Origin of the sequence: Citrobacter sp. RHBSTW-01044 (assembly GCF_013781945.1) — a bacterium.
Lineage (GTDB): Bacteria > Pseudomonadota > Gammaproteobacteria > Enterobacterales > Enterobacteriaceae > Citrobacter > Citrobacter braakii.
On sequence record NZ_CP056180.1, the window covers coordinates 1,463,044 to 1,482,549 of the forward strand.

30 protein-coding genes, 1 tRNA gene and 1 pseudogene are annotated in these 19,506 nt (G+C 47.8%); 20 read left to right on the plus strand and 12 right to left on the minus strand.

The features are described from left to right. Positions 1–66: 66 nt before the first annotated feature. Positions 67–1,965: a methyl-accepting chemotaxis protein gene (locus HV352_RS06960; RefSeq protein WP_016153885.1), complete on the plus strand. Its 1,899-nt coding sequence runs from the start codon at positions 67–69 to the stop codon at positions 1,963–1,965. Positions 1,966–2,031: 66 nt separating this feature from the next. Here HV352_RS06960 and HV352_RS06965 read toward each other — a convergent pair whose 3' ends face one another. Beyond that, positions 2,032–3,063 carry an isoaspartyl peptidase/L-asparaginase gene (locus tag HV352_RS06965; RefSeq protein WP_019077319.1) on the minus strand — a complete coding sequence of 344 codons (1,032 nt, stop codon included), beginning with the start codon at positions 3,061–3,063 and terminating at the stop codon, positions 2,032–2,034. 317 nt (positions 3,064–3,380) lie between these two features. On the opposite strand from HV352_RS06965, the gene HV352_RS06970 reads away from it, so the two are divergent. Next, positions 3,381–4,007 (plus strand): DNA-binding protein, encoded by a 627-nt coding sequence (locus tag HV352_RS06970; protein ID WP_047416341.1) that lies wholly within the window; start codon positions 3,381–3,383, stop codon positions 4,005–4,007. A gap of 53 nt (positions 4,008–4,060) precedes the next feature. Here the strand turns inward: HV352_RS06970 and HV352_RS06975 are convergent. Then, positions 4,061–4,132: transfer RNA gene (locus HV352_RS06975), tRNA-Arg, on the minus strand. Between the two features lie 195 nt (positions 4,133–4,327). Between HV352_RS06975 and HV352_RS06980 the strand changes: the two genes are divergently transcribed. The 4 genes from HV352_RS06980 (at position 4,328) to HV352_RS06995 (ending at position 7,246) form a co-directional block, all read left to right on the plus strand. Continuing rightward, positions 4,328–5,497 (plus strand): site-specific integrase, encoded by a 1,170-nt coding sequence (locus HV352_RS06980; RefSeq protein ID WP_181634483.1) that lies wholly within the window; start codon positions 4,328–4,330, stop codon positions 5,495–5,497. Between the two features lie 93 nt (positions 5,498–5,590). Next, positions 5,591–6,466 (plus strand): hypothetical protein, encoded by an 876-nt coding sequence (locus HV352_RS06985; protein WP_181634484.1) that lies wholly within the window; start codon positions 5,591–5,593, stop codon positions 6,464–6,466. Positions 6,467–6,489: 23 nt separating this feature from the next. Next, complete coding sequence (locus HV352_RS06990; RefSeq protein ID WP_181634485.1) at positions 6,490–6,738, plus strand: hypothetical protein; 249 nt, start codon at positions 6,490–6,492, stop codon at positions 6,736–6,738. Next, positions 6,731–7,246, plus strand: a complete 516-nt coding sequence (locus HV352_RS06995) for a hypothetical protein (RefSeq protein ID WP_249415454.1) — start codon at positions 6,731–6,733, stop codon at positions 7,244–7,246. The genes HV352_RS06990 and HV352_RS06995 overlap by 8 nt, the downstream gene beginning before the upstream one ends. A 20-nt stretch (positions 7,247–7,266) precedes the next feature. Here HV352_RS06995 and HV352_RS07000 read toward each other — a convergent pair whose 3' ends face one another. The 8 genes from HV352_RS07000 to HV352_RS07035 form a co-directional block, all read right to left on the minus strand. Continuing rightward, entirely contained in the window at positions 7,267–7,452 is a 186-nt protein-coding gene (locus HV352_RS07000; RefSeq protein ID WP_061353926.1) for a hypothetical protein, read from the minus strand. Positions 7,453–7,533: 81 nt separating this feature from the next. Then, positions 7,534–8,007, minus strand: coding sequence for a DUF550 domain-containing protein (locus HV352_RS07005; RefSeq protein WP_181634486.1), 474 nt, complete (start codon positions 8,005–8,007; stop codon positions 7,534–7,536). Between the two features lie 3 nt (positions 8,008–8,010). Beyond that, positions 8,011–8,214, minus strand: a complete 204-nt coding sequence (locus HV352_RS07010) for a hypothetical protein (protein ID WP_181634487.1) — start codon at positions 8,212–8,214, stop codon at positions 8,011–8,013. A 1-nt stretch (position 8,215) separates the two neighbouring features. Next, a complete protein-coding gene (locus HV352_RS23655) occupies positions 8,216–8,557 on the minus strand; it encodes a hypothetical protein (protein WP_249415455.1) in 342 nt (113 codons plus the stop codon). Further along, positions 8,554–8,757 carry a hypothetical protein gene (locus tag HV352_RS07020; protein WP_181634488.1) on the minus strand — a complete coding sequence of 68 codons (204 nt, stop codon included), beginning with the start codon at positions 8,755–8,757 and terminating at the stop codon, positions 8,554–8,556. The genes HV352_RS23655 and HV352_RS07020 overlap by 4 nt, the downstream gene beginning before the upstream one ends. After that, complete coding sequence (locus HV352_RS07025; protein WP_181634711.1) at positions 8,754–9,218, minus strand: hypothetical protein; 465 nt, start codon at positions 9,216–9,218, stop codon at positions 8,754–8,756. Before HV352_RS07025 ends, HV352_RS07020 begins: the two co-directional genes overlap by 4 nt. A gap of 91 nt (positions 9,219–9,309) precedes the next feature. Next, positions 9,310–10,338 carry a chromosome partitioning protein ParB gene (locus HV352_RS07030; RefSeq protein ID WP_088583036.1) on the minus strand — a complete coding sequence of 343 codons (1,029 nt, stop codon included), beginning with the start codon at positions 10,336–10,338 and terminating at the stop codon, positions 9,310–9,312. Further along, a complete protein-coding gene (locus HV352_RS07035; RefSeq protein WP_181634489.1) occupies positions 10,338–10,730 on the minus strand; it encodes a hypothetical protein in 393 nt (130 codons plus the stop codon). The genes HV352_RS07030 and HV352_RS07035 overlap by 1 nt, the downstream gene beginning before the upstream one ends. Before the next feature lie 129 nt (positions 10,731–10,859). Here HV352_RS07035 and HV352_RS07040 point away from each other — a divergent pair, with 129 nt between their 5' ends. Next, positions 10,860–11,099: a hypothetical protein gene (locus HV352_RS07040; protein WP_088583034.1), complete on the plus strand. Its 240-nt coding sequence runs from the start codon at positions 10,860–10,862 to the stop codon at positions 11,097–11,099. Positions 11,100–11,224: 125 nt separating this feature from the next. Then, entirely contained in the window at positions 11,225–11,587 is a 363-nt protein-coding gene (locus HV352_RS23825; protein WP_346266910.1) for a hypothetical protein, read from the plus strand. Here the strand turns inward: HV352_RS23825 and HV352_RS07050 are convergent. Both HV352_RS07050 and HV352_RS07055 read right to left on the minus strand, forming a co-directional pair. Beyond that, positions 11,562–11,804, minus strand: coding sequence for a hypothetical protein (locus tag HV352_RS07050; RefSeq protein ID WP_088583032.1), 243 nt, complete (start codon positions 11,802–11,804; stop codon positions 11,562–11,564). The genes HV352_RS23825 and HV352_RS07050 overlap by 26 nt on opposite strands. Positions 11,805–11,993: 189 nt before the next feature. After that, positions 11,994–12,620 carry a LexA family transcriptional regulator gene (locus HV352_RS07055; RefSeq protein ID WP_003826139.1) on the minus strand — a complete coding sequence of 209 codons (627 nt, stop codon included), beginning with the start codon at positions 12,618–12,620 and terminating at the stop codon, positions 11,994–11,996. Positions 12,621–12,722: 102 nt separating this feature from the next. On the opposite strand from HV352_RS07055, the gene HV352_RS07060 reads away from it, so the two are divergent. The 12 genes and pseudogenes from HV352_RS07060 (at position 12,723) to HV352_RS07115 (ending at position 19,499) form a co-directional block, all read left to right on the plus strand. Then, a complete protein-coding gene (locus tag HV352_RS07060; protein WP_003826141.1) occupies positions 12,723–12,950 on the plus strand; it encodes a Cro/CI family transcriptional regulator in 228 nt (75 codons plus the stop codon). A gap of 10 nt (positions 12,951–12,960) precedes the next feature. After that, positions 12,961–13,515 (plus strand): YmfL family putative regulatory protein, encoded by a 555-nt coding sequence (locus HV352_RS07065; protein WP_181634490.1) that lies wholly within the window; start codon positions 12,961–12,963, stop codon positions 13,513–13,515. A 163-nt stretch (positions 13,516–13,678) separates the two neighbouring features. Next, complete coding sequence (locus HV352_RS07070; RefSeq protein ID WP_088583029.1) at positions 13,679–13,891, plus strand: DUF4222 domain-containing protein; 213 nt, start codon at positions 13,679–13,681, stop codon at positions 13,889–13,891. After that, positions 13,848–14,768, plus strand: coding sequence for a conserved phage C-terminal domain-containing protein (locus HV352_RS07075; RefSeq protein ID WP_181635303.1), 921 nt, complete (start codon positions 13,848–13,850; stop codon positions 14,766–14,768). Before HV352_RS07070 ends, HV352_RS07075 begins: the two co-directional genes overlap by 44 nt. Before the next feature lie 2 nt (positions 14,769–14,770). Beyond that, the gene (locus tag HV352_RS07080) at positions 14,771–15,214 is read left to right on the plus strand and encodes a hypothetical protein (RefSeq protein WP_181634492.1); all 444 of its coding nucleotides are present in this window, start codon (positions 14,771–14,773) and stop codon (positions 15,212–15,214) included. After that, positions 15,214–15,872, plus strand: a pseudogene (locus HV352_RS07085) (MT-A70 family methyltransferase). The gene HV352_RS07080 and the pseudogene HV352_RS07085 overlap by 1 nt, the downstream one beginning before the upstream one ends. After that, positions 15,869–16,087 (plus strand): hypothetical protein, encoded by a 219-nt coding sequence (locus HV352_RS07090; RefSeq protein WP_049003108.1) that lies wholly within the window; start codon positions 15,869–15,871, stop codon positions 16,085–16,087. The pseudogene HV352_RS07085 and the gene HV352_RS07090 overlap by 4 nt, the downstream one beginning before the upstream one ends. After that, on the plus strand, positions 16,087–16,476 hold the full coding sequence (locus tag HV352_RS07095) for a RusA family crossover junction endodeoxyribonuclease (RefSeq protein WP_075848445.1): 390 nt from the start codon (positions 16,087–16,089) through the stop codon (positions 16,474–16,476). Before HV352_RS07090 ends, HV352_RS07095 begins: the two co-directional genes overlap by 1 nt. A gap of 25 nt (positions 16,477–16,501) precedes the next feature. Then, on the plus strand, positions 16,502–17,218 hold the full coding sequence (locus HV352_RS07100) for a DNA-binding protein (protein WP_050542098.1): 717 nt from the start codon (positions 16,502–16,504) through the stop codon (positions 17,216–17,218). Beyond that, on the plus strand, positions 17,215–18,204 hold the full coding sequence (locus tag HV352_RS07105; RefSeq protein ID WP_181634493.1) for a DUF968 domain-containing protein: 990 nt from the start codon (positions 17,215–17,217) through the stop codon (positions 18,202–18,204). The genes HV352_RS07100 and HV352_RS07105 overlap by 4 nt, the downstream gene beginning before the upstream one ends. 14 nt (positions 18,205–18,218) lie before the next feature. Next, positions 18,219–18,797 carry a DUF1133 family protein gene (locus tag HV352_RS07110; protein ID WP_181634494.1) on the plus strand — a complete coding sequence of 193 codons (579 nt, stop codon included), beginning with the start codon at positions 18,219–18,221 and terminating at the stop codon, positions 18,795–18,797. Between the two features lie 105 nt (positions 18,798–18,902). Beyond that, on the plus strand, positions 18,903–19,499 hold the full coding sequence (locus tag HV352_RS07115; RefSeq protein WP_000220228.1) for a hypothetical protein: 597 nt from the start codon (positions 18,903–18,905) through the stop codon (positions 19,497–19,499). Positions 19,500–19,506 lie beyond the last annotated feature (7 nt).

Below are 19,506 nucleotides of genomic sequence, written 5' to 3' on the forward strand. Positions count from 1 at the left end.
AATTTAAAGTGCAGCCTCATTGCGCCGATAACCATAATGAAAATATGGACAATGGAGGGAAGTGGCATGTGGTGGGTTTATCGAATGCCGATGAAAATGAAGTTAATAATCGCGCTACAACCACTATTATTGGCGTTATGTTGGTTTGCTGGTTCAGGAATATTGACGCGCATTGAGACAGAACGGCAGATGGAGAATATTGCTCAACTGACAGCGCTCGCGCGTAGTGCCGGAAATGTGGTGCATGAGCTGCAAAAAGAACGGGGAATGAGCGTCGGATTTCTGGGGGCAGAAGGGAAGACGTTCAAAGATGAGTTAACCGCGCAGCGGGCTTTAACCGATCGCGAGATCGAGGTCTTTGTGCGTTCACTGTCCGATACTGCATTACCAGAAGGGGATGCCGCCAATTCTGTCACCACGTTTAAGAAAAACATTCTGTCGCTTGCCACCATCCGGGAAAACGTCACGCGATTGGGGCTTCCGGCCTCCGATGTCGTTAAGTTTTATACTAATGTCATTGCTGATGTGCTGAGTTTTGTGGGCAGGTTGGGACAGTTGACGGATTCAGGCGAGATGGCGAACGCATTCGCCGCCTACTACAACTTGCTGAATTTGAAAGAACAAGCAGGTATTGAACGCGCGCTGCTGTCAAATATCTTTTCCTCCGGTCATTTCGCCGAGGGGCAGTTACATCAACTCAGTGATGTCGTCAGTAAACAGAACGTCTGGCTGGCACAATCGTTGCGTCTGAGCCCTCCGGAACAGGCGGCCATGCTGGAAAGCCGCTTACAGTCCACAGAAGCGTCAAAAGCCCTCTCATTACGCGAAACCGCGTTTAGTCATGCCGCGAACGGTGGATTTGATGTCGATCCTACTGTCTGGTTCAAGGTTCAAACCCAGCGTATTGAAGTGATGCGGCAGATAGAAGATGTGACGGCGAATCTTCTGTTAGCGAATGCGGAAAAACTCGCGCAGGATGCACGAAAAAACTGGCAAATATATATGATTGTCAGCTTGTTAGCGCTCCTGGCATCATTGGCGTTCGCAGGGGCAATCGCTATCAATATGCATCGTCAATTTAGTGACACGCTCCGCAAGATTGCGGGTATGAACGGCGATCTGACTCAACGACTGGCGACCCCGGGGAAAGATGAGCTTTCCTCACTTAATCGCGCCTATAACACGATGCTGGAAAGTATTCAGCATATCGTCCAGGAGATTAAACAAGGCTCCGTGGTTTTATCCGATGCCAGCAGCAGTATTACGGCGGGTAATCAGGACCTGGCCCAACGCACGGATGAACAGGCAGCATCAATAGTACAAGCGGTGGCCAGTATGGAACAGCTCTCCACGACGATTACGCAAACGGCGGACAATGCCCGCGAAGCGGAGCATCTGACAATCAGGCTGGAAAAAGAGGTCCGCCAGGCCAGTAACGTCGCCAGTGCGGCAAATCAGAGCATGGGGGATATTCGCTCTTCCAGTGAGAAAATCTCGAATATTGTGACCTCGATAGACGATATTTCGTTTCAGACTAACTTGCTGGCGCTGAATGCGGCAGTGGAAGCTGCACGGGCAGGAGAGATGGGCAGGGGGTTTGCGGTTGTGGCCAGTGAAGTGCGGAATCTTTCGCAGCGTTGTGCCAAAGAAGCTAATCAGATCCGCGAGCTGGTCGCGCAGAATATGGTAAAAATTAGTGAGGGTGTTGAGCGGGTTACGGCGTCCGCTACCGCGCTAGAAGCCGCGGCGGACAATACCACCAGCATGAAGCAATATATTGCGGATATCGCTCGTGTAGCGACGGAACAATCGCAAGGGGTAACTCAGATTAACCTGGCACTGCGACCTATGGAGCAGGTCACGCAGCAAAACGCGGCGTTGGTTTCTCAGGCCGCAAGCGACAGCCAGCGCCTGGACAATCTGTCTGTCACCATGAAGGATCTGGTCAATCGTTTTGTTGTCTGACCTGACGCCGTTTAACCGACCCGGACAACATACCGGGTCGGTTCATCCCCTGGCGGGGAAATAGTATTAACGATAAATGGCTACAACGGGTTTTCCGTCATCGCCTATGGTTCCCCGGTACATACCTTCAGAGTTGAAGGACATGGTGTAATTACCGGCTTTATCAAGCACAATTACTCCACCGCTGCCATTCAGCGCCTTAACTTCATCCAGAGCATTCTGCGCTGCGTCTTTTAAAGGGGTATTGCGGTATTTCACCTGGGCTGCAATGTTATACGCGGTCAGCGTGCGGATAAACATTTCTCCTGAGCCGGTTGCAGATACCGCCACAGTTTCATTGTCGGCATAATTTCCTGCGCCAATGATAGGTGAATCCCCCACACGTCCGTAACGTTTGTTGGTCATTCCGCCTGTAGACGTTCCGGCAGCGAGATTACCGTCTTTATCCAGAGCAACAGCGCCGACAGTGCCATATTTATAGTCATACATCATTGGATCAGCGAACAGGGCAGCGCTCTTTCCATCGTGATCAAGGAGCACTTTTTCTTTTTTGATTGCATTCTGTAATTGCTGCCAGCGAAAATCTGTTTTGAAATAAGCAGGATCAACGGTTGCGAGTCCCTGTTCTTTTGCAAAGGTATCCGCGCCTGTCGAGACCATGAGAACGTGCGGGCTTTGAGTCATAACGGCATACGCCGCATTAATTGGGTTTTTAACCGTGGTTACACCGGCAACGGCACCGGCTTTTCGAGTTTTCCCATCCATAATGGACGCATCCAGTTCATTGCGGCCATCGTGGGTAAACACGGCACCTTTACCTGCATTGAAGAGAGGAGAATCTTCCATCACATTAATCGCTTTCTGAACGGCTTCCAGGCTGCTACCGCCTTTATTCAGAACCGCATAACCTGCATTCAGAGCTTCAGTGAGTTTTTCTGTATACTGCTTTTCCTGTTCTGGTGTGATGGTATCTTTTGTAATGGTACCGGCACCACCATGGATCACCAGCCTTATCGGCGATTGCGCGTCTCCCCATGCGGGAGCTGTCAGTAAGGTACAAAGGGTCAAAGTAGCGATACTGGTCTTGATTCTGATCATATGAATAAATTCCTTTTTTCTGAGTGATGAATCATTTCCGATAATGTTTCTCATTACCGGTATTAATCAGCCTGTTTATGGAGAACTTATTCCTGACAAACTGGCTAAAGATTAATCATGGCTATACTTCAATAACCATAATTTTGGTTAATTGATTTTAGTCAAAATATATTTTTAATGATTGATTTATCAATAAATGAAGCGTTTCCGCAGAAGTTTCTATCATTCCACTGACCATACTCGCAGGCTTCCGGTTGCAGTCTGTCGCTGGTAAAGTGAGCAACCAATACCGAGATGTGGCCAGAAGGGAATTCCGAGTGACCGAACGTATTGATTATCAGACTGAAAAATACAGCTTTACTGAGGCGACTGAAAGTTCCCGTCTGGCTGGCCAGTGGGCTGATGTTATTGCTGAATGTCGGGAAATGAAGGCGGGTCCGCAAGAGCGTCTGCGTATTGCGTTATTGAATGTGGACTATGTGACCAGCTTTGAGCTGCCTTTCCGTTTGTTATTACTCCGTACCCCGCAACTGATTGCCAGTGTTCGTGAAGAGCTGCAGCTTAGTCAGAAAAACGTAATCTTTAACGGCAAACGCTTTGGTTGTGTTTACAGCCTGAAAGCGAGTCTCGGCGGGATACCGGATGAATTTCAGTACCGCCTGTCGCATCGTATTCGACGCATTAATCGTGCAGGTTCAAGCGAAGCGCCGTATCAGCAAATTGCTAAAACGGTAAAAGCACCGCGTGAGCGTCTGAAGCTGGCACTGGAATCAGGCCTTGATGTCACTGCTTTGGACGGGCTTTTCTGGTTTGGCAGCCAACGTATTGCTGCTGACGTACTGAGGCTGAGAAAATCAGGGATGCGGATAGCTACTGAGCAGACAATGGTGTCCGATAATCTTACTGCAACGGTGAGGAATGTGCCGTTTTATCGCCTGGTTTAGGGATGAACTGACAGGTAAATGAAAGGATTTAGCCGGATGCATTTAATTAAAAGTGTCCCCTGCAGGAATCGAACCTGCAACTAGCCCTTAGGAGGGGCTCGTTATATCCATTTAACTAAGGGGACATATATCTAACTGATTTTCAAGCGTTCAGCTTGAGTCGCATGTTATCCTATCATTCCCCGTATCATCAAGCATTTCATTCCTTTTATTTCCTATCCTTTCTTATCTTTTCGCTTAGAAAATCACTTCGTTCACTTGCCATTGCGTACAGATTGAGTACAGAATGCTGAAATTCAGTGTGTACAGGATACAGAGCCGTGGCCCTCAGTGATACTAAACTTCGCAGCATCAATGCTAAGCCCTACAGAGGCGCACCCGAAGTCACAGATGGTGACGGCCTGAGTGTACGTATAACCCCGACAGGAACGATTACGTTTCAACATCGCTACCGTTGGAACGGTAAGCCAGTGCGCCTTACTATAGGGCGCTATCCGGCAATGTCTCTGAAAGATGCTCGTGTCATCGTGGGTGAGATGCGCGAATTGTACCTCAAGGGACTAAACCCTAAAAATTATTTTGCTAAAGAAGATGGTGAGCTAACACTCAAAGAGTGTCTGGATCAGTGGTGGAGCAAGTATGTTGAAACGCTGAAACCAAATACACAAACGTTGTACAAGTCTGTTGTGTACAACACCATGTACACAGAGTTTCCAGATGCACCGGTAGTAAATATTCCTGTTTCAGCTTGGGTAAGGTTCTTCGACAAGCAGGAAAAGAAAAACGGGAAAAAGGCCAGAGTGCTGCTTCTCCAGCTCCGATCCGTAATGAACTGGTGTATAAGCCGACAGTTGATTGCTTCATGCGAAGTCTTGAAGCTCAGCGTTAAGACCATTGGAAAGAAACCTGATGTTGGTAGCCGGGTTCTCACTTATACCGAGCTGGCAAAAATATGGCTAGCGCTGGAAAACAACAAAATCGTTTCCTCTAACAAGGTACTTCATCAGCTTCTGTTGCTTTGGGGGGCAAGGTTGTCAGAACTTCGCCTTGCTACCGCCAGTGAGTTCAACATGGATGATCTGATTTGGACAACTCCATCAGAGCATTCCAAGATGGGAAATGTGATTCGCAGGCCTGTTTTCGACCAAGTAAAGCCATTCGTGGAAAGGCTGCTTAATTCAGGTAACGATGTTCTCTTCCCCGGGCAGGAACTGGACAAGGCCATAGATCGTTCGTCAGCAAATCTCTACATGAAAAAGTTAAGGGATAAAATTGATATACCAGAATGGCGAACGCACGACTTCAGGCGGTCGTTGGTAACAAATTTGTCAGGAGAAGGGGTTATGCCCCATGTCACCGAAAAGATGCTGGGGCATGAACTGGGAGGGGTGATGGCGGTTTATAACAAACACGATTGGCTGGTGGAGCAGAAAGAGGCATATGAGTTGTATGCAGACAAAATCTTCTGGCATATTAAGCAAATATGTTAATTTTTTAGCTGTATGTTAGTGTATATTTTTAGAACGATAAAATGTTTAGAGTCAACAGAAGTCATATTTATTTCTTAAATAGGAATTGTTATTATGAAAAATAAAAGAAATGTAACGGATGAAGGCGAAGTAGTTGATAAGTTGGTAGTTAAATATGATGGTGAAGCTCTAAAGAATCATAAGATAGACCTTGATGTTTTAACTGAATCTCTTAACGGATTAAATAATTTACTTAAAGAGGTTAACTTAATTGTCAATGGTACCAGTGAGAACCTCAATGTTGATGTTGAGCCATTTCGCGAAGGGTCATTTGAATATTTAATTGATGTAATACAAAACCCAACACAATATTTAGATATTTTAAGCATCATAGGAATAGGCGGCACTGGCGTAGTCGCAGCTGGAAGTACTTTAATTGAAATAATCCGCTCTATTAGTGGGCGGCAAATTCAAAAAATAGCTTTAACAGCAGATGGCGATTGCAAAATTATTCTTGAGGATGGGCAAGAGATTGTCGCTCCGTCGTACTTTAGACCATTACTGTCATCACCTAGTATCCGGAAGGCGTTATCTAAAATAATACACAATCCATTGCAAAAAGAGGGGTATGAAACGTTCAAAATTTCTAACTCTCAAGGTAAGGATTTTGTGGTAGTTGACGAAAAAGAAGCTGAGCCGTTTAGATATCGAAGAGTTCCTGTGGAACAGTCATATTCTGAACAAAAATTCGACGATGTACCAATTACCTTCCTTACTATTCACAAGGATAAAAATACCGGGTGGCGCGCGAATTATGAAGACGAAACTGTAACAGTTACAATAGAAGATGAAGACTTCTTGCAACGGGTTCGTACAGGCCGAGAATCAAGGATTTTTAGCGATGTTTACTACGTTGACCTGCTTGTTCGTGAAAACTTGAATTCTCTGGACAAAAGCTACATAGTTGGTAGAGTGAACGAACTTTTATAGCCAAGTTGAATTAGGGGGGGATCATGACAGCTTTTGCTTTCTGGCTGGCCTTTTTCAGCGTCCTCCCCGTGCTATACTGGGCCTTCAAGATTCTCTTTGATCGTATACGCTACATGTGCACTCCACAGCATAGATTGTTGTTAGAATACGTTGATGATGAAGGTGTTAGCCATGAACAGTTTGTTGATGTTTCAACTGATGATGAGTTCTATGAAGTAGCTATGGCTGCAATCCGCGCCGGAAAAGCAGTCAAAGGAGGTGCAGGTGACTGAAAAATCAACACCTGAAAGTTACGAAAAAGTACCTCTTATTTCGAATGCTGTTGCTAGTGGCTTGACTGGGGTTGCTACCTTAGTTGTAGCATCTTGGGATGGTCATTTGTCGTTTATAGATTCAGATTTATCATCGCTTAAGTCATGGATATTACTTGCACTCCCTTGCTTGGCAATGTTTTTGTCTCATTGGATTAAAACGCTAGGGTTCAAATGGTCACTAGGTAGTGTAAATAGACAATTATTAAGTATTAATAAAAGAAAAGAAAAACTCCTTAGAAAAAATATTGAAAAGTATAGAGATATTATCTCTAAAGAGAAGATTGCCGATTTCTGTAAGCAACTTGAACAGGTGTTACAAGATCGCCACGATATTATAAGCAATACCTACACTCAAAAATTAAAAGAACGTAATGAAACTCTTGAAGAGTACAATTCACACAGAGCAACTCAAGCGAACAACAACCCAGAATTGCAAAAAATGCTTGAAGATCAAAAAAATACATAGTTGATGTGAACAGTACTAACTTAGCTAGACTTATTAATTCCCCCATCTTCTAACCAACGCGTTACGGCCTTACGACTGTAGCGTGTTGGATATGTCAAAACAGGCATAGGGAAACCATGGTCTTTACGTAAACGCCATACGGCGGTTTTCTTTTTTCCAAGCAGGTTAAATACTTCCTGTTCTTCCATAAAATCGGTAGTAGTCATGAGCACCTCATCAAAAATTACCGTTAAAAATACATGTTCCACATCCGCCGCGAGCGCCTTCAGTACAGGTATCGCAGCGCTCTACTTTTTTCGTTCTGTCTCTGGCTGATGATCAGATTTAATGTGCAAACGCGGCTCACCGTCTTTCGGCTCTGGCCATTCGCGCTGTTTGTTAACCGCCAGCTTTTCTACCATCGCCAGGGTAATCTGCTCATCAGTGATACCAGCATGACGTTGCGCATCCCATAACAGGAATTGCATGTCAGCCCATTCGCTCAGATCGCCGGGTTCAGCAGCAGCCTCGAGCGCTTCTTTGGAAAGGTGCTTTAGCGGACCAACCGGGCCGACATCGCCAAACGTGACATCAGACCATTCGGCATGTTCACGGCGTACCAGCTCGCGGGCAATCACCCCATCAATCACTTTCACAGCATCAGCCATTGCGTAGCCGAGATTACCGCCGTCGCTTTGTGCCGCTGCTTTGCTGAGTATTTCGCTTATCTGGTGCAGGCGATCGAGTGATACAGGACCGTGCGCCGGGTGGTTAGTTGTCATGGGTTAGTCATTCCAGTAAGTAAGTTCTTCCGCCAAGCGGTCATCTGCCTCGGCTTGGTTAGGGATATCAGCATCGGTTTCTATGCTGGCTCCGGCAAAATCACGAGCGCAGGCTTTGCGGTGTTTACGATTGCCCATGCCCCATTCTGTATTTTTAAGCTCTTTGTTCCATGCCCGCAGCATGAGTTTCATTGGTGACTTTGCCATCTCATTCCACCTTCACGCCAATGCCAGCGGCGCTTGCTGATTCTTCATGTGCTCGTTTAGCAGCGTTAAGGATTGCTGCCAGTGGCGTATAGCCGCCATCCATTCGGATTGTGTTGTGGATGGTCGCCATCGTGTCGCGCAATTTGCTGTGGCTCGCAGACAACTCTGCTATGCGCTTCTCTGCGGCTTCCAGCTTGGAGCGCAGCTTCTCGAAGTCATCAGCCTTTACAACTGGTACATGCCCGTGACCGGGGTCTTTCGTGCTGCCGAATGCCGCCGGATGGATGTAATACGTTTTCTGACTCACGTCACCTGCTCCAGCCTGTTTGTTAAGTGCTGTCATTTGGCTGCCTCCTGCTTCTTCTTGTTGTATACGGCCCAGCTCAGAGCGTCGAGCTTGTCACGGCCTGCCTTGTCATACATGTGGATGCCGTCTTTGCAAGCGTGTTCCTGCTTAACCTGCTCTTCGAGAGCGTTCAGCTCTTCATAAGACAGGGTTGCCAGTTTCAGGCGATTCCAGCCGAAGTTGCGGATGCGTGTCATGACTGCACTCCTTTGCGAAGTTGGGCGGCGATACTTACGCAAACTTCTGCGCCGCGAATTAAACCTGGTACGTTTGTATTTGGCCCGACCTCATCCTCAACAAACTTAATCAGTGCGTTGCGAGCAACATCCACACCCTGCGCCCGCACTTCAGCCAGGAAAGCGTCGGTCGCTGGGGTTTCAATTCGATTAATAATTGCGACCATACCAGCTCTCAAGGATTCGTCTTCAGTTGCTCCATTTTGAGTGGCAACCTCAGACGCCTCGTAACCGTAGTCACTCTGTGACAACCAGTTATCTGGATTTTTCAGCCCCACATTCTCCGCCGCCAGCTCCCTGTACTTGCTCTCGGCGTTAGCGAGCTGTACTGCCAGTTCCGCGTTTTGTGATTTCAGTTCTTCGTACTTACAACGTGTTTCGCGAATTTCTAAAACAGCAATCTGAACCGCATAGGCAAACATGGAAACAGAACGTTCACCCATCTTTTCACTGTCAGACTGCATGCGCATGGCGACTGCCATCAGTTCATCCAGTTGTGCACCGGTCATTGGTTTATTGGTTGCTGTCATGATGATTTTCCTGCTGCAGTTTGTATTGCTTAACGAAGTGGGCCACAGCTTTTGACTGGCTGGTTACGATCCCATTAAGGATGACGTTCTTTCCGCGATATATTTGTGCGGTACCAATTTCAATCCCTTCGAGGCTTACGTGAAGGGTTTTCCCTCTTACTTCTGCTGAAGGTATTGGCTGTGATAGGCGGTACGTTTCACGCGCTTCAGCAATCGCTTTGTGCTCATCCATAATAGAAAGAGCTTCAGCTAGGGCTGCGCCTTCGAGAGTGAAAACACCTTCGTCACTGATCGAGGCTTGAGCCATAAGCTCAACGAAACGGCGAGCACTCTTGATGCTGAGCTCTGGCGCTATAGAACTGCGGGTAACTTTAGTTTTACCCTGGGCGGCTGCTACGGCTTTATCGTGCTGGAGAACTTCCCCAGCCTTTTCGCCATACTCGATAACGCGATCAACAGCAACATCGACAGACACTGCACCGGATTTAACTTCCTGCTGAACGTCATGGTTCGCTGTGCTGAGGAGAAGCAACTTCTCAACAGTGGCCACGGATTTATTGACCAGTTTTGCAATCTCGCTGGTGGTCTGGTTGAAAGCGTTATGAAGCTCCTGAATAACAGCGGCCTGTTCAATATCAGAAAGGGGTAGTTGGTTATTACTGGTCATGATGCGAGCCAGACGCTGCACATCGTTACCGTTGAACGGCATGATATGAATGCGGTCTACTGGCTTACCAGCTTCAGCACAACGTGCGTAGCAGCGACGGCGGCGATGGCCTTCGACAACCCACACACCACCTTCATCACGTGCAATAACCTCCAGTGGAGGAACGGTGCCACCGTTCATCAGATAGTTAAACAGGTCGTCATCTGCCTGGCGGGTGCGTTCGTCGTCTTCACGCTTGTTGAAACCTTCACGCACGTGGATATGTTCAAGGCTGATAAACATCCCGGTATCGGTGCGCTTGATGGTCCCGTCGCGGGACATCTGTTTGAATGAGTTAGCAGCCATCACAGAGCCCCTTCGCTAATCACAACAGCAGTTGTTGGGTCAAGTTCCCGCATTTCTCTTTGAGCTGATAGGACGTGAAGGTTGCACGGTGACTTGGTATGACGTTCAGTGACCCGATCACATTCTCTGGCCCAGTTGATGACGTCACCTTGGAGTGCCTTGCGCTGTTCCATGGATTCACACAGCGCCACGCAGACTACATCGTAGCGATTCGCCAACTCGTTCATCAGCCACTGGGAAGCGGCTGGAAGTAGAGGGGCGGCCTTACGAGCAGCATCAATCAACTGCTCTCTGGTCATGCGTGGTTGTTGCTCTGAAACGACTACTAAGTTACCCATTGTTAGTTTCTCCGTGTTATATGCGCCCTGCACGGCGCTGAATTTTGGTTGCACGAATCCCTCTCCAGTTGGCGACAACTCCTGCGAGAGATAATTTTTTGGAAAAATTGTCTTGTTTTAAACTGCGTGCAACACTAATCTAAGTGCATTGTAAGATCTCTCTAATAAAAATAAGGACTCATAATGCCTCGCTCAGCTTCAAGTATTTCATCAAATATCAATGATTTAATGAGAATGAATGGAAATGAAGGAATCACTCTTAAATGGGAGCAATTCTATGAATTATGTGATCGAAGCAGGATTGCTCCAGTAGTTATGGAAAATATTGCGACCCAGCTTAAAAAGAACGACCTGCACATTATTTATGCAAATAACAACGTGATTATTGTTCGGGATTTTTGTTGGAATCCTGTTGAACTCTAACAAAACTACTTTGCGAAATAGAAATCCAAGCTTCATTTTGCACCTTAGTGATCATTTATAAATTATTTAAATAAGGCGACTGCCATCGCCTGTTAGCTTCCCCACTCAATATGGAAGCCCACTCCATGTTTGTTTCACATCTGTCATCTACAACTGATAGAGAAGGAGTGCGCTTTCATGTTGTTCGCCTGTCTTTTCACCACATCAGGCTCGGTGGTATCCTTGCGGGAGTTCAAACCAAGCAAGGAAAACAGATGCTTAAGTCAACGCTTATTGCTAAATGCCTCACCAAATGCCAACTGCTTCCAGACATGAACTCTGGTGAGAATGCTGTTCGAGAAATTTTTGAAGAATATTTCCCGCGCCATAGCTTTGAAAAATGGAACACAAACCTTAATGAAGATATTGTTCAGCACTACCTTGAGGCTGCGAATGGAGCCGGCACTATCAAGGTTAATTTCTTCATTGAGGATCTCTGGGATTACTAATTGCAGCTGATCCAAAAGTTGCAAACCCTGGGTGCATAATCGTCTTTCCGGATGCGTTGGCTTCATCTTCCAGCGCTTCCTTATCCATCAATGCTTTGATCACCACATCCATAAAGCTGATGTAATCAGCAGCTACGGAAGTTTCAGTTTTCAGCGCTGCCAGTAAGGCACCATTCACCCGAACTTCAATCGTTCGTCCTGGTTCTTTCTTCTGCATCACTGCCTCCATAGGCATCTAAACCACAGTTGCGAATCATCCGGTTATTCATATGCCACCGGCGGCTACTTCGTGGGCGTCCTGCCTGTTCGCTGTTGATGAATAAAATCTAACTTAACTTAGCTTTTAGATCAAGAAAAAACACCAAACTATTCTTAGCTTGATGTTAAGAGGAAGATTAGAGGTAGGTTAAAGCTCGTACTGAACGCCTTTGACAACGCCGATGATCAGGCAATTACCGTTAATTGAAATGTTTGGATAGCGTGGATTTAAGGGAACTAAGAACTTTTGAGGCCCATCGATGACAAGTTTTTTTACAGTAGCCTCGTTTGTCCCGTCAAGCCTGGCTACGACTATCTTTCCATGAATTGGCTCTGCATCTGGATCTACTATGACTGTTGCCCCTTCAGGGATTGTCGGGAGGCCATTAGGGTTTGTCATCGAATCACCTTTAACCTCCAATGCAAAGGAGCTATCCCCTATCCGGAGTGATGTCTCTATCCACTTATCTACTTCGCTGAAAACTTCTGCTGCTTTACATTCTGTAAACTGTCCAGCCTGAACCCAGGATATCACCGGAATCCTTCGCATCTTGGTTATCAGATTGCCTTCAAATTCAGTGCCATAAAGTATGTAATCAATTGATGTGTTGAAATACTTTGCAAGTTTCGCAAGTGACTCGCCACCTGGCACATTAACGTCTTTTTCCCAATACCCAACCGCCACATCACTTACACCGCAGAACTTACCCAGTTCCTTCTGCGAGGTTTTGGTTATGCGCCTGAGAGCTTTGATGCGCTGACCGACAGTTTCCATTTGAACACCATAAATAAATTAAAAGGCTAAGCAATCTTAGTTTTTATTGACCAAAGTTAGATTGGTTATTAGTATCTAATCAAACTTAGCTAAGGAGGCGTTATGACAACCGATGATATTGAAAACTACTTCGGCAGTACTGAGAAGGTTGCCGAATTTTTTGGAATCACAAGCGAGGCTGTTTACCAGTGGCGTAATAGAACTGGTCGCCTTATCCCAAAAGGGCGTGCAGCTGAAGCAGCCTATCGGACCGGGGGGAAATTGGTTTTTCATCCCGACCTTTACGAAAAGCGTAGCGATGCTTCAGTAAAACTCAAACCACAGGAATAAGGGGGGAGCTGTGGGTAACGAACCTATTTGGAAAGTTGAACGTCAGCCAGCCTGGTTGGTGGTAGCGATTAAAAAAACGATTACCGATCTTCCTGGTGGATATGCTGAGGCGGCGGAATGGCTGGGCGTGACAGAGAACGCATTGTTTAACCGCCTTCGTGTGGATGGGGATCAGATCTTCCCTATGGGATGGGCGATGGTGCTACAGAAAGCCGCCGGTGTTAGCTACATAGCAGATGCGTTTTCTCGTCAAACAGATAACGGGATTCATATCCCTGGCGCAGCACCAGAAACAGAGAACGAAGAAATTGGCTTAAAGCTGGCTGAGCTGGTGGGCAGGCTTGGGGATCTGGTCAACGCATATCGTCGGTACATCGATGATGGCGTGGTTGATAAAGGGGAATGGGACAGCCTGAACGAAATAGCCTACCAGTTCCGGGTAACCCTTATGACGTTCCTGAACCTGATTTCACGTGTTTATTGCCTTCCAGAAAAGAATGAAGCCCGCGAGTGTGCAGCTCCGGGCTTCGTGGCGTGTCGTATCAGTGGAGAAACTAACGCATGAACAGTTTAACGGCAAATAACCGCCTTCCGCAACTCCGTGGAATTCCAGTGCATGGAACCTCGTTGTTTCGGTATGAGCGCATGGTATCAGGTCGGTGGATTCCTTGTAACCACAGTAGAGCTATCGCAATTGTGGGGGTGTTCCAGAGGAGGGCGAGACGCATATGCGAGCACTCAACAGACGGTTTAAGGACAGCTACGGCGTCCCAGTCAGGGTTATCCGGTGGGAGCCAGAAACTCAACGGGTTATATACCTGCGCGACGGATACGAGCATGAGTGCTTCAGCCCTCTCGAACAGTTTCAGCGTAAATTCAGGGAAATAGAGGGTCCGAATGAGCCTGTTAATGACATCCCGCCCAATAGTGATAAATCCTGACCTTGCATACAGCATTGGCCTGAACGAGGCGATTGCATTGCAGCAGATTAACTACTGGCTGAAAGAAACAACGTCTGGCATGGAGCGTGACGGTGTCCGCTGGATTTACAACACAACTGAACAGTGGCTGGAGCAGTTCCCGTTCTGGTCAGAGTCGACTCTTAAGCGCACCTTCACCCGCCTGAAGACCCTCGGCGTGCTTAAAATTGAGCAACTGAACAAGTCTCAACGAGACATGACCAACTTCTACACGATCAACTATGAAAGCGAGCTTTTAGATGAAGTCAAAGTGACCGAATCGAAGAGGTCAAAATGCGCTGTTCCATCAGGTCAAAATGACACGTTGGAAGAGGTCAAAGTGAAACGCTCCATCAGGTCAAAACGAACCGCTGTCATCAGGTCAAAATGCACTGATGATCCTACAGAGAATACAACAGAGAGTACTACAGAGATTACAGGTAAAGACTCTTGTCCGGTTGCGGTGCAACCAGACCGAGATGTGTTGATTACTGATCAGGCTAAACAGGTTTTGGTTCACCTGAACCAGGTCACGAACTCACGCTACCAGGTTTCAACCACGTCACTGCAAAACATCCGAGCACGAATCGGCGAAGGGTTCACCGTTGATGAGTTGTCGCTGGTAGTGGATTACTGCAACGCGAAGTGGAGTGATGACCTGAAGATGTCTGATTACCTGCGACCACAGACGCTTTTCCAGCCGTCCAAGTTCCCGGGATACCTCAAGTCTGCAAATAACTGGGACAAAGCTGGACGCCCCGCTAGGGTGAATGGTGAGTGGGCCCGAGAGGGTGGCATCTTCAAACCCAGTTTTAAGAACACTGATTACAGCGCTATTCCACCAGGGTTCAGGGGGTAAGGATGAGCATTCTGAAAACGGTCCAGATGTTTATTGCCATGAATCCCGGCTCCACGACTAGGGACATCATCGAAGGTCTGACCCAATTCAGCCTGGACAGACTTCAACTCGCCGTTTGCCGCTTACATGGTTCAGGGCTGGCAACGCGTAAACGCGACGGTCGCCAATTCCGTTACTACGCGGAACCGCCAGCAGATTGCCACTTCGAAGTGTTTGAACCTACTCCTGAAGTCAGCGCCCTGATGGAAACGGCGAAAGGTCTGGAGTCGAAAGGTCTCTTTCACCGTGCTGCGACGATTTACATGGAGGCGTTCAGCGTATCAGCCATTGAATCAGAGCGAGCAGCAATACTGGCAGAACGTCAGCGCTGTCTTGGCCTGGCTAAGCCAGCAGTTATTGCCGAAGACGGATGTTATCTGGCTGGTCGATTTTCGGGAGGCCGTTAATGAGTTATTCACTGATTTACGCCGATCCACCATGGGAATATGGAAACACCATCAGCAATGGTGCAGCGGAAAACCATTACGGCACGATGAAACTCATCGACATTAAACGCCTGCCTGTCTGGGAGCTGGCTGCGGAAGATTCCGTTCTGGCCATGTGGTTCACCGGTACACATACACGTGAAGCGATCGAGCTTGCCGAAGCGTGGGGATTTAAGGTCAGACCATGAAGGGATTCACATGGGTGAAGCTTAACGCACTGGCAGAGCAGCACATCAATAAAGCGCTACAGGCTGGTGGAGTAGAGGGCTTTTACGACTTCCTCGACCTGTTGAACGCTCAGACACGAATGAACGGTGGTAACCATACCCGCGCCAATACCGAGGATCTGCTAATTGCCACCAGAGGGAAAGGTCTTGAGCGTCAGAACGCCAGCATAAAACAGGTTATCTACAGTCCACTCGGCGAGCACAGCCAGAAGCCTGCAGAAGCGCGTTACCGTCTGGAGCAGTTATATGGCGATGTGTCACGCATTGAATTGTTCAGCCGCTGCGCGGCCCCCGGCTGGCATCACTGGGGAAACCAGTCTGTTAAACCAGACCTGCATCTGATTCCGGGCAGCATAATGCACATCGACTGGGCGAAAGGAGAAGGCGCATGAACCAGGAAACCGAGAACGCTATTCAGGCTCAGGCTAAACGCTGTAGCGACGAGATTAGGAAAGCAATGAAGGTGAAGCCCAAACCAAACTGGAACGAGACAGTACCGCCGATCCTGAAGAAACATCACGAGAAGATAAAGCCACTGGGGATAACCCTGCTGGAGTTCGTAGGAAAAATAGGGCGCATGAACGGGCGCTTTGGGGTGGAATCATGATGAAACTGGTACTGCCATTTCCTCCGAGCGTAAACACCTACTGGCGTGCTCCTAACAAGGGGCCACTGGCTGGCCGCCACCTCATCAGTGCCAAAGGCAGGGCATACCAGAGCGCAGCATGTGTGGCTATCGTTGAGCAACTCCGCATTCTCCCTAAGCCGTCATCATCACAGGCATCAGTAGAGATTGTTCTCTATCCACCTGATGAACGCCGCCGCGACATAGACAACTACAACAAAGCGCTGTTTGACGCGCTTACACATGCAGGCATCTGGGAGGACGACAGTCAGGTGCGACGCATGCTGGTGGAGTGGGGACCGAAAGTACCTGGTGGGCGAGTAGAAATATCGATCACTAAACATGTACCAATGGCGGGTGCAGCCGCCTGATAAGTGGAGACAGAGCATGCAACAAATGAGCATAACAGTAACGTGTCCGACCCATCATGCAGCGACAGTGGGGCAGCAGATCACCATGTCCAGCCGTGAGATTGCGAAACTGGTTGATTCCCGTCACAGCAATGTCTGCGTAACGATAGAGCGCCTCATGAATTCCGGTGTGATTGGTGGGTATGCTGCATTGCAGTACACCCATCCCCAGAACGGGCAGACATACCATCACTACGAAGTGAACAAACGAGACAGCTATGTAATCGTTGCTCAATTATCGCCGGAGTTTACCGCCCGACTTGTTGACCGCTGGCAGGAACTGGAGAGCAACGGTGGAATGATTGTCCCCCGGTCACTTCCTGAGGCCTTGCGCCTTGCTGCTGATCTGGCAGAGCAGAAACAGCGCCTGAGTGAAGAACTGGCCGTAGCCGCACCGAAGGCCGAGTTTGTAGATCGTTATGTTACGGCTACTGGGTCAATGACTTTCCGACAGGTTGCCAAACTGCTTAACGCCAAAGAGCCAGAGTTTGCGATGTTCCTGATTGAGAACGGCATCATGTACCGGCTTAACCGTGTTCTCACACCAAAGAGCAAGCATATCGAAGCAGGGCGCTTCGAGGTGAAGACAGGAACGACAAACCAGACAAATTACGCGTTCAATCAGTCCCGCTTCACCGCCAAGGGTGTTCGCTGGATTGGTGGTCTGTGGGCAGAGCATATTGCTAAGGGGCAGGTAGCGTGAGGGCATTACTGACACCTGAAGTGGCACCTATGACCGGGGTAGTGATATTTCGCCCTGGCAGTGAACTGATGCATCTGTTCAGACGTGGTCGTGTTCTTATCGAGCCACAGGCAGAGTCTATGGCTGAGTTACCGTCTGGCATGCTGCCTGAGACTGATCAGGAGCTTCAGAACGATCCGTTGATGCGTGATGTCTTCGAAAATCAGAAGGTCATACATAGTGCTGGTGGACTCAATTCACTGGATGCCTGGCTCGAAAGAAAACTGGAATGTCAGTACCCACACAGCGAGTGGCACGATCGCAATTACACCATCACCCGGCATGCTCCTGGCTCAATCCGCACGTGCTGGGGCTGTGACTTAAAAATTCGTGATCAGTTCACTGAAGGTCTGGCGGGTATAGCCCGTGAAAACCTGGTATCCTGGCTACTGAAGGTTGTAAACGGCCAATTGGGTTTTAGTGAGGACCACGTTCTTACGCTGCCTGAGTTTTGCTGGTGGATGGTCAGGAGCGACCTGGCTGATGAGATACCTGAAGCCGTAGCCCATAAAGCTCTTCGTATGAAGAAAGAGTCCCACCAGTCGGTAACACGTGAAAGCGATATTGTTCCGGCATTACCCGCTCAACAACTGGTACAGGAGAAAGCGAAAAAGATAGTGGCAATGAAGGTAGACCCGGAAACGCCGGAATCCTTCATGCTTAAACCCAAGCGTCGCCGCTGGGTGAATGAGAAATACACGAGATGGGTTAAGGCCCAGCCGTGCGCCTGCTGTAACAAGCAAGCTGACGACCCCCACCACCTGATTGGCCACGGGCAGGGTGGAATGGGTACAAAGGCACACGACCTGTTTGTGATTCCTCTGTGCAGAGAGCATCACGACGAGTTGCATGCTGATCCTGTGGCATTTGAAGCGAAATACGGTGACCAACTGGTCCTTGTTTTTCGGGTTATAGATCGTGCGCTGGCAATCGGCGTACTGGCGTAAGTGGAGAACGCTAAATGATTAATCCTTCTGAAGTTGGTAAATCTGGTGAAATGGTTCGTCTTCGTACTCTGGAAAGCATCTGGATACAGGGTAAGTTGCGCATGTGGGGCCGCTGGTCTTATATCGGCGGTGGTAGTGGTGGGAATATGTTTAACCAGCTACTTGCATCCGGGAAAATCACCAAGACAGCTATCAATGATGCTCTGCGCAGAATGAAGAAATCAGGAATCACCAAGCCTGAACTTGAAGCGTACCTGCGTGAAATCCTCAACAGCAAAAATAAAAGCGGCCTGGCGTTCTGTTCAGACGAAGAAGGGTTGTTAGTGGACGGTGTCATTGCTTCTGTACTGATGAATGATGACTACCGATCGCTCTATAGCGTGATTGTCGACCGCCATCGCCTACGTAAGAGCAAGTTGCAGATGGCCAATGAACTGCAGGCTAAACATCCTGATTGGCCGCTGATCACCTGCCGTCGTCGCATTGACACTTGGCTAAGTCTGGCAGAATCGATCCTGTACGCTCCAGTTTGTGACGCATTCGGCACAAATAGCGACAGATTTAAGTTGCATAGTGAGCAAGAAAGTGCTTAAATTGTGGTAGGCTCGGGACGTTAAAGCGAACTGAGCAACACAACATTAAGAGCCCGCCATTGAGCGGGTTTTTTGTTATGATTCCTCTGAAACTCAGGAGGCTTCATGACTTGGCAAAACGTACCGTACGCTTTCGAAAAAACTACTGGCGAGTTGACCTTGGTAATAGAAAAATTACCGCCAATTGAAATCAGTTCTTCCTTTCCTTTTGAAACACTCATTACTGCTCTTGCAGGCGTTATTGCCGCAGGAATAACTGGTTGGGTTGCATACAGGGCAATCAAAGAAAATTTTGCCTTAGCCACATTACAGGCTCACTTGAATACTAATAAAGAATTGGCGCAACAAATACGTTTTGCTGGCGCTGAGCATGTGACAGACGTAATTATGTTGGCCAGCACATTTGAGCAATGGCATCTGGTCGGAAATAAGAATATGGATATATTGGCTAAGGGTGTTTTCCCTGAGGAGATTCAAGTTCCAATAAAGGCCGCTGAAATAAGTAAAAATAAATTACTTCTATTAATAAGGCCTGATGAGGAAGGTTGTAAGTTGATAACCCTGACGGCAGATCTTCAAAAAGCGCTAAAAGTATGTTTTACAAAAGGGTATTTTACTCCGGAAGAAAAAAAGTCATTTATTGATGCACAAAACGCCTTTATTTTTGGGTGTCATGAGTATATCAATCAAAGTTTATCTTAAAAAATAT

What these genes read in the sequence shown, in the direction of transcription:
- HV352_RS06960 (WP_016153885.1), top strand. Translation starts at nt 67, where the DNA reads ATGTGGTGGGTTTATCGAATGCCGATGAAAATGAAGTTAATAATCGCG.
- HV352_RS06965 (WP_019077319.1), bottom strand. Translation starts at nt 3,063, where the DNA reads ATGATCAGAATCAAGACCAGTATCGCTACTTTGACCCTTTGTACCTTA.
- HV352_RS06985 (WP_181634484.1), top strand. Translation starts at nt 5,591, where the DNA reads ATGAAAAATAAAAGAAATGTAACGGATGAAGGCGAAGTAGTTGATAAG.
- HV352_RS06990 (WP_181634485.1), top strand. Translation starts at nt 6,490, where the DNA reads ATGACAGCTTTTGCTTTCTGGCTGGCCTTTTTCAGCGTCCTCCCCGTG.
- HV352_RS07000 (WP_061353926.1), bottom strand. Translation starts at nt 7,452, where the DNA reads ATGACTACTACCGATTTTATGGAAGAACAGGAAGTATTTAACCTGCTT.
- HV352_RS07005 (WP_181634486.1), bottom strand. Translation starts at nt 8,007, where the DNA reads ATGACAACTAACCACCCGGCGCACGGTCCTGTATCACTCGATCGCCTG.
- HV352_RS07010 (WP_181634487.1), bottom strand. Translation starts at nt 8,214, where the DNA reads ATGGCAAAGTCACCAATGAAACTCATGCTGCGGGCATGGAACAAAGAG.
- HV352_RS23655 (WP_249415455.1), bottom strand. Translation starts at nt 8,557, where the DNA reads ATGACAGCACTTAACAAACAGGCTGGAGCAGGTGACGTGAGTCAGAAA.
- HV352_RS07020 (WP_181634488.1), bottom strand. Translation starts at nt 8,757, where the DNA reads ATGACACGCATCCGCAACTTCGGCTGGAATCGCCTGAAACTGGCAACC.
- HV352_RS07025 (WP_181634711.1), bottom strand. Translation starts at nt 9,218, where the DNA reads ATGTTTGCCTATGCGGTTCAGATTGCTGTTTTAGAAATTCGCGAAACA.
- HV352_RS07030 (WP_088583036.1), bottom strand. Translation starts at nt 10,338, where the DNA reads ATGGCTGCTAACTCATTCAAACAGATGTCCCGCGACGGGACCATCAAG.
- HV352_RS07040 (WP_088583034.1), top strand. Translation starts at nt 10,860, where the DNA reads ATGCCTCGCTCAGCTTCAAGTATTTCATCAAATATCAATGATTTAATG.
- HV352_RS23825 (WP_346266910.1), top strand. Translation starts at nt 11,225, where the DNA reads ATGTTTGTTTCACATCTGTCATCTACAACTGATAGAGAAGGAGTGCGC.
- HV352_RS07050 (WP_088583032.1), bottom strand. Translation starts at nt 11,804, where the DNA reads ATGCAGAAGAAAGAACCAGGACGAACGATTGAAGTTCGGGTGAATGGT.
- HV352_RS07055 (WP_003826139.1), bottom strand. Translation starts at nt 12,620, where the DNA reads ATGGAAACTGTCGGTCAGCGCATCAAAGCTCTCAGGCGCATAACCAAA.
- HV352_RS07060 (WP_003826141.1), top strand. Translation starts at nt 12,723, where the DNA reads ATGACAACCGATGATATTGAAAACTACTTCGGCAGTACTGAGAAGGTT.
- HV352_RS07070 (WP_088583029.1), top strand. Translation starts at nt 13,679, where the DNA reads ATGCGAGCACTCAACAGACGGTTTAAGGACAGCTACGGCGTCCCAGTC.
- HV352_RS07075 (WP_181635303.1), top strand. Translation starts at nt 13,848, where the DNA reads ATGAGCCTGTTAATGACATCCCGCCCAATAGTGATAAATCCTGACCTT.
- HV352_RS07080 (WP_181634492.1), top strand. Translation starts at nt 14,771, where the DNA reads ATGAGCATTCTGAAAACGGTCCAGATGTTTATTGCCATGAATCCCGGC.
- HV352_RS07090 (WP_049003108.1), top strand. Translation starts at nt 15,869, where the DNA reads ATGAACCAGGAAACCGAGAACGCTATTCAGGCTCAGGCTAAACGCTGT.
- HV352_RS07095 (WP_075848445.1), top strand. Translation starts at nt 16,087, where the DNA reads ATGAAACTGGTACTGCCATTTCCTCCGAGCGTAAACACCTACTGGCGT.
- HV352_RS07100 (WP_050542098.1), top strand. Translation starts at nt 16,502, where the DNA reads ATGAGCATAACAGTAACGTGTCCGACCCATCATGCAGCGACAGTGGGG.
- HV352_RS07110 (WP_181634494.1), top strand. Translation starts at nt 18,219, where the DNA reads ATGATTAATCCTTCTGAAGTTGGTAAATCTGGTGAAATGGTTCGTCTT.
- HV352_RS07115 (WP_000220228.1), top strand. Translation starts at nt 18,903, where the DNA reads ATGACTTGGCAAAACGTACCGTACGCTTTCGAAAAAACTACTGGCGAG.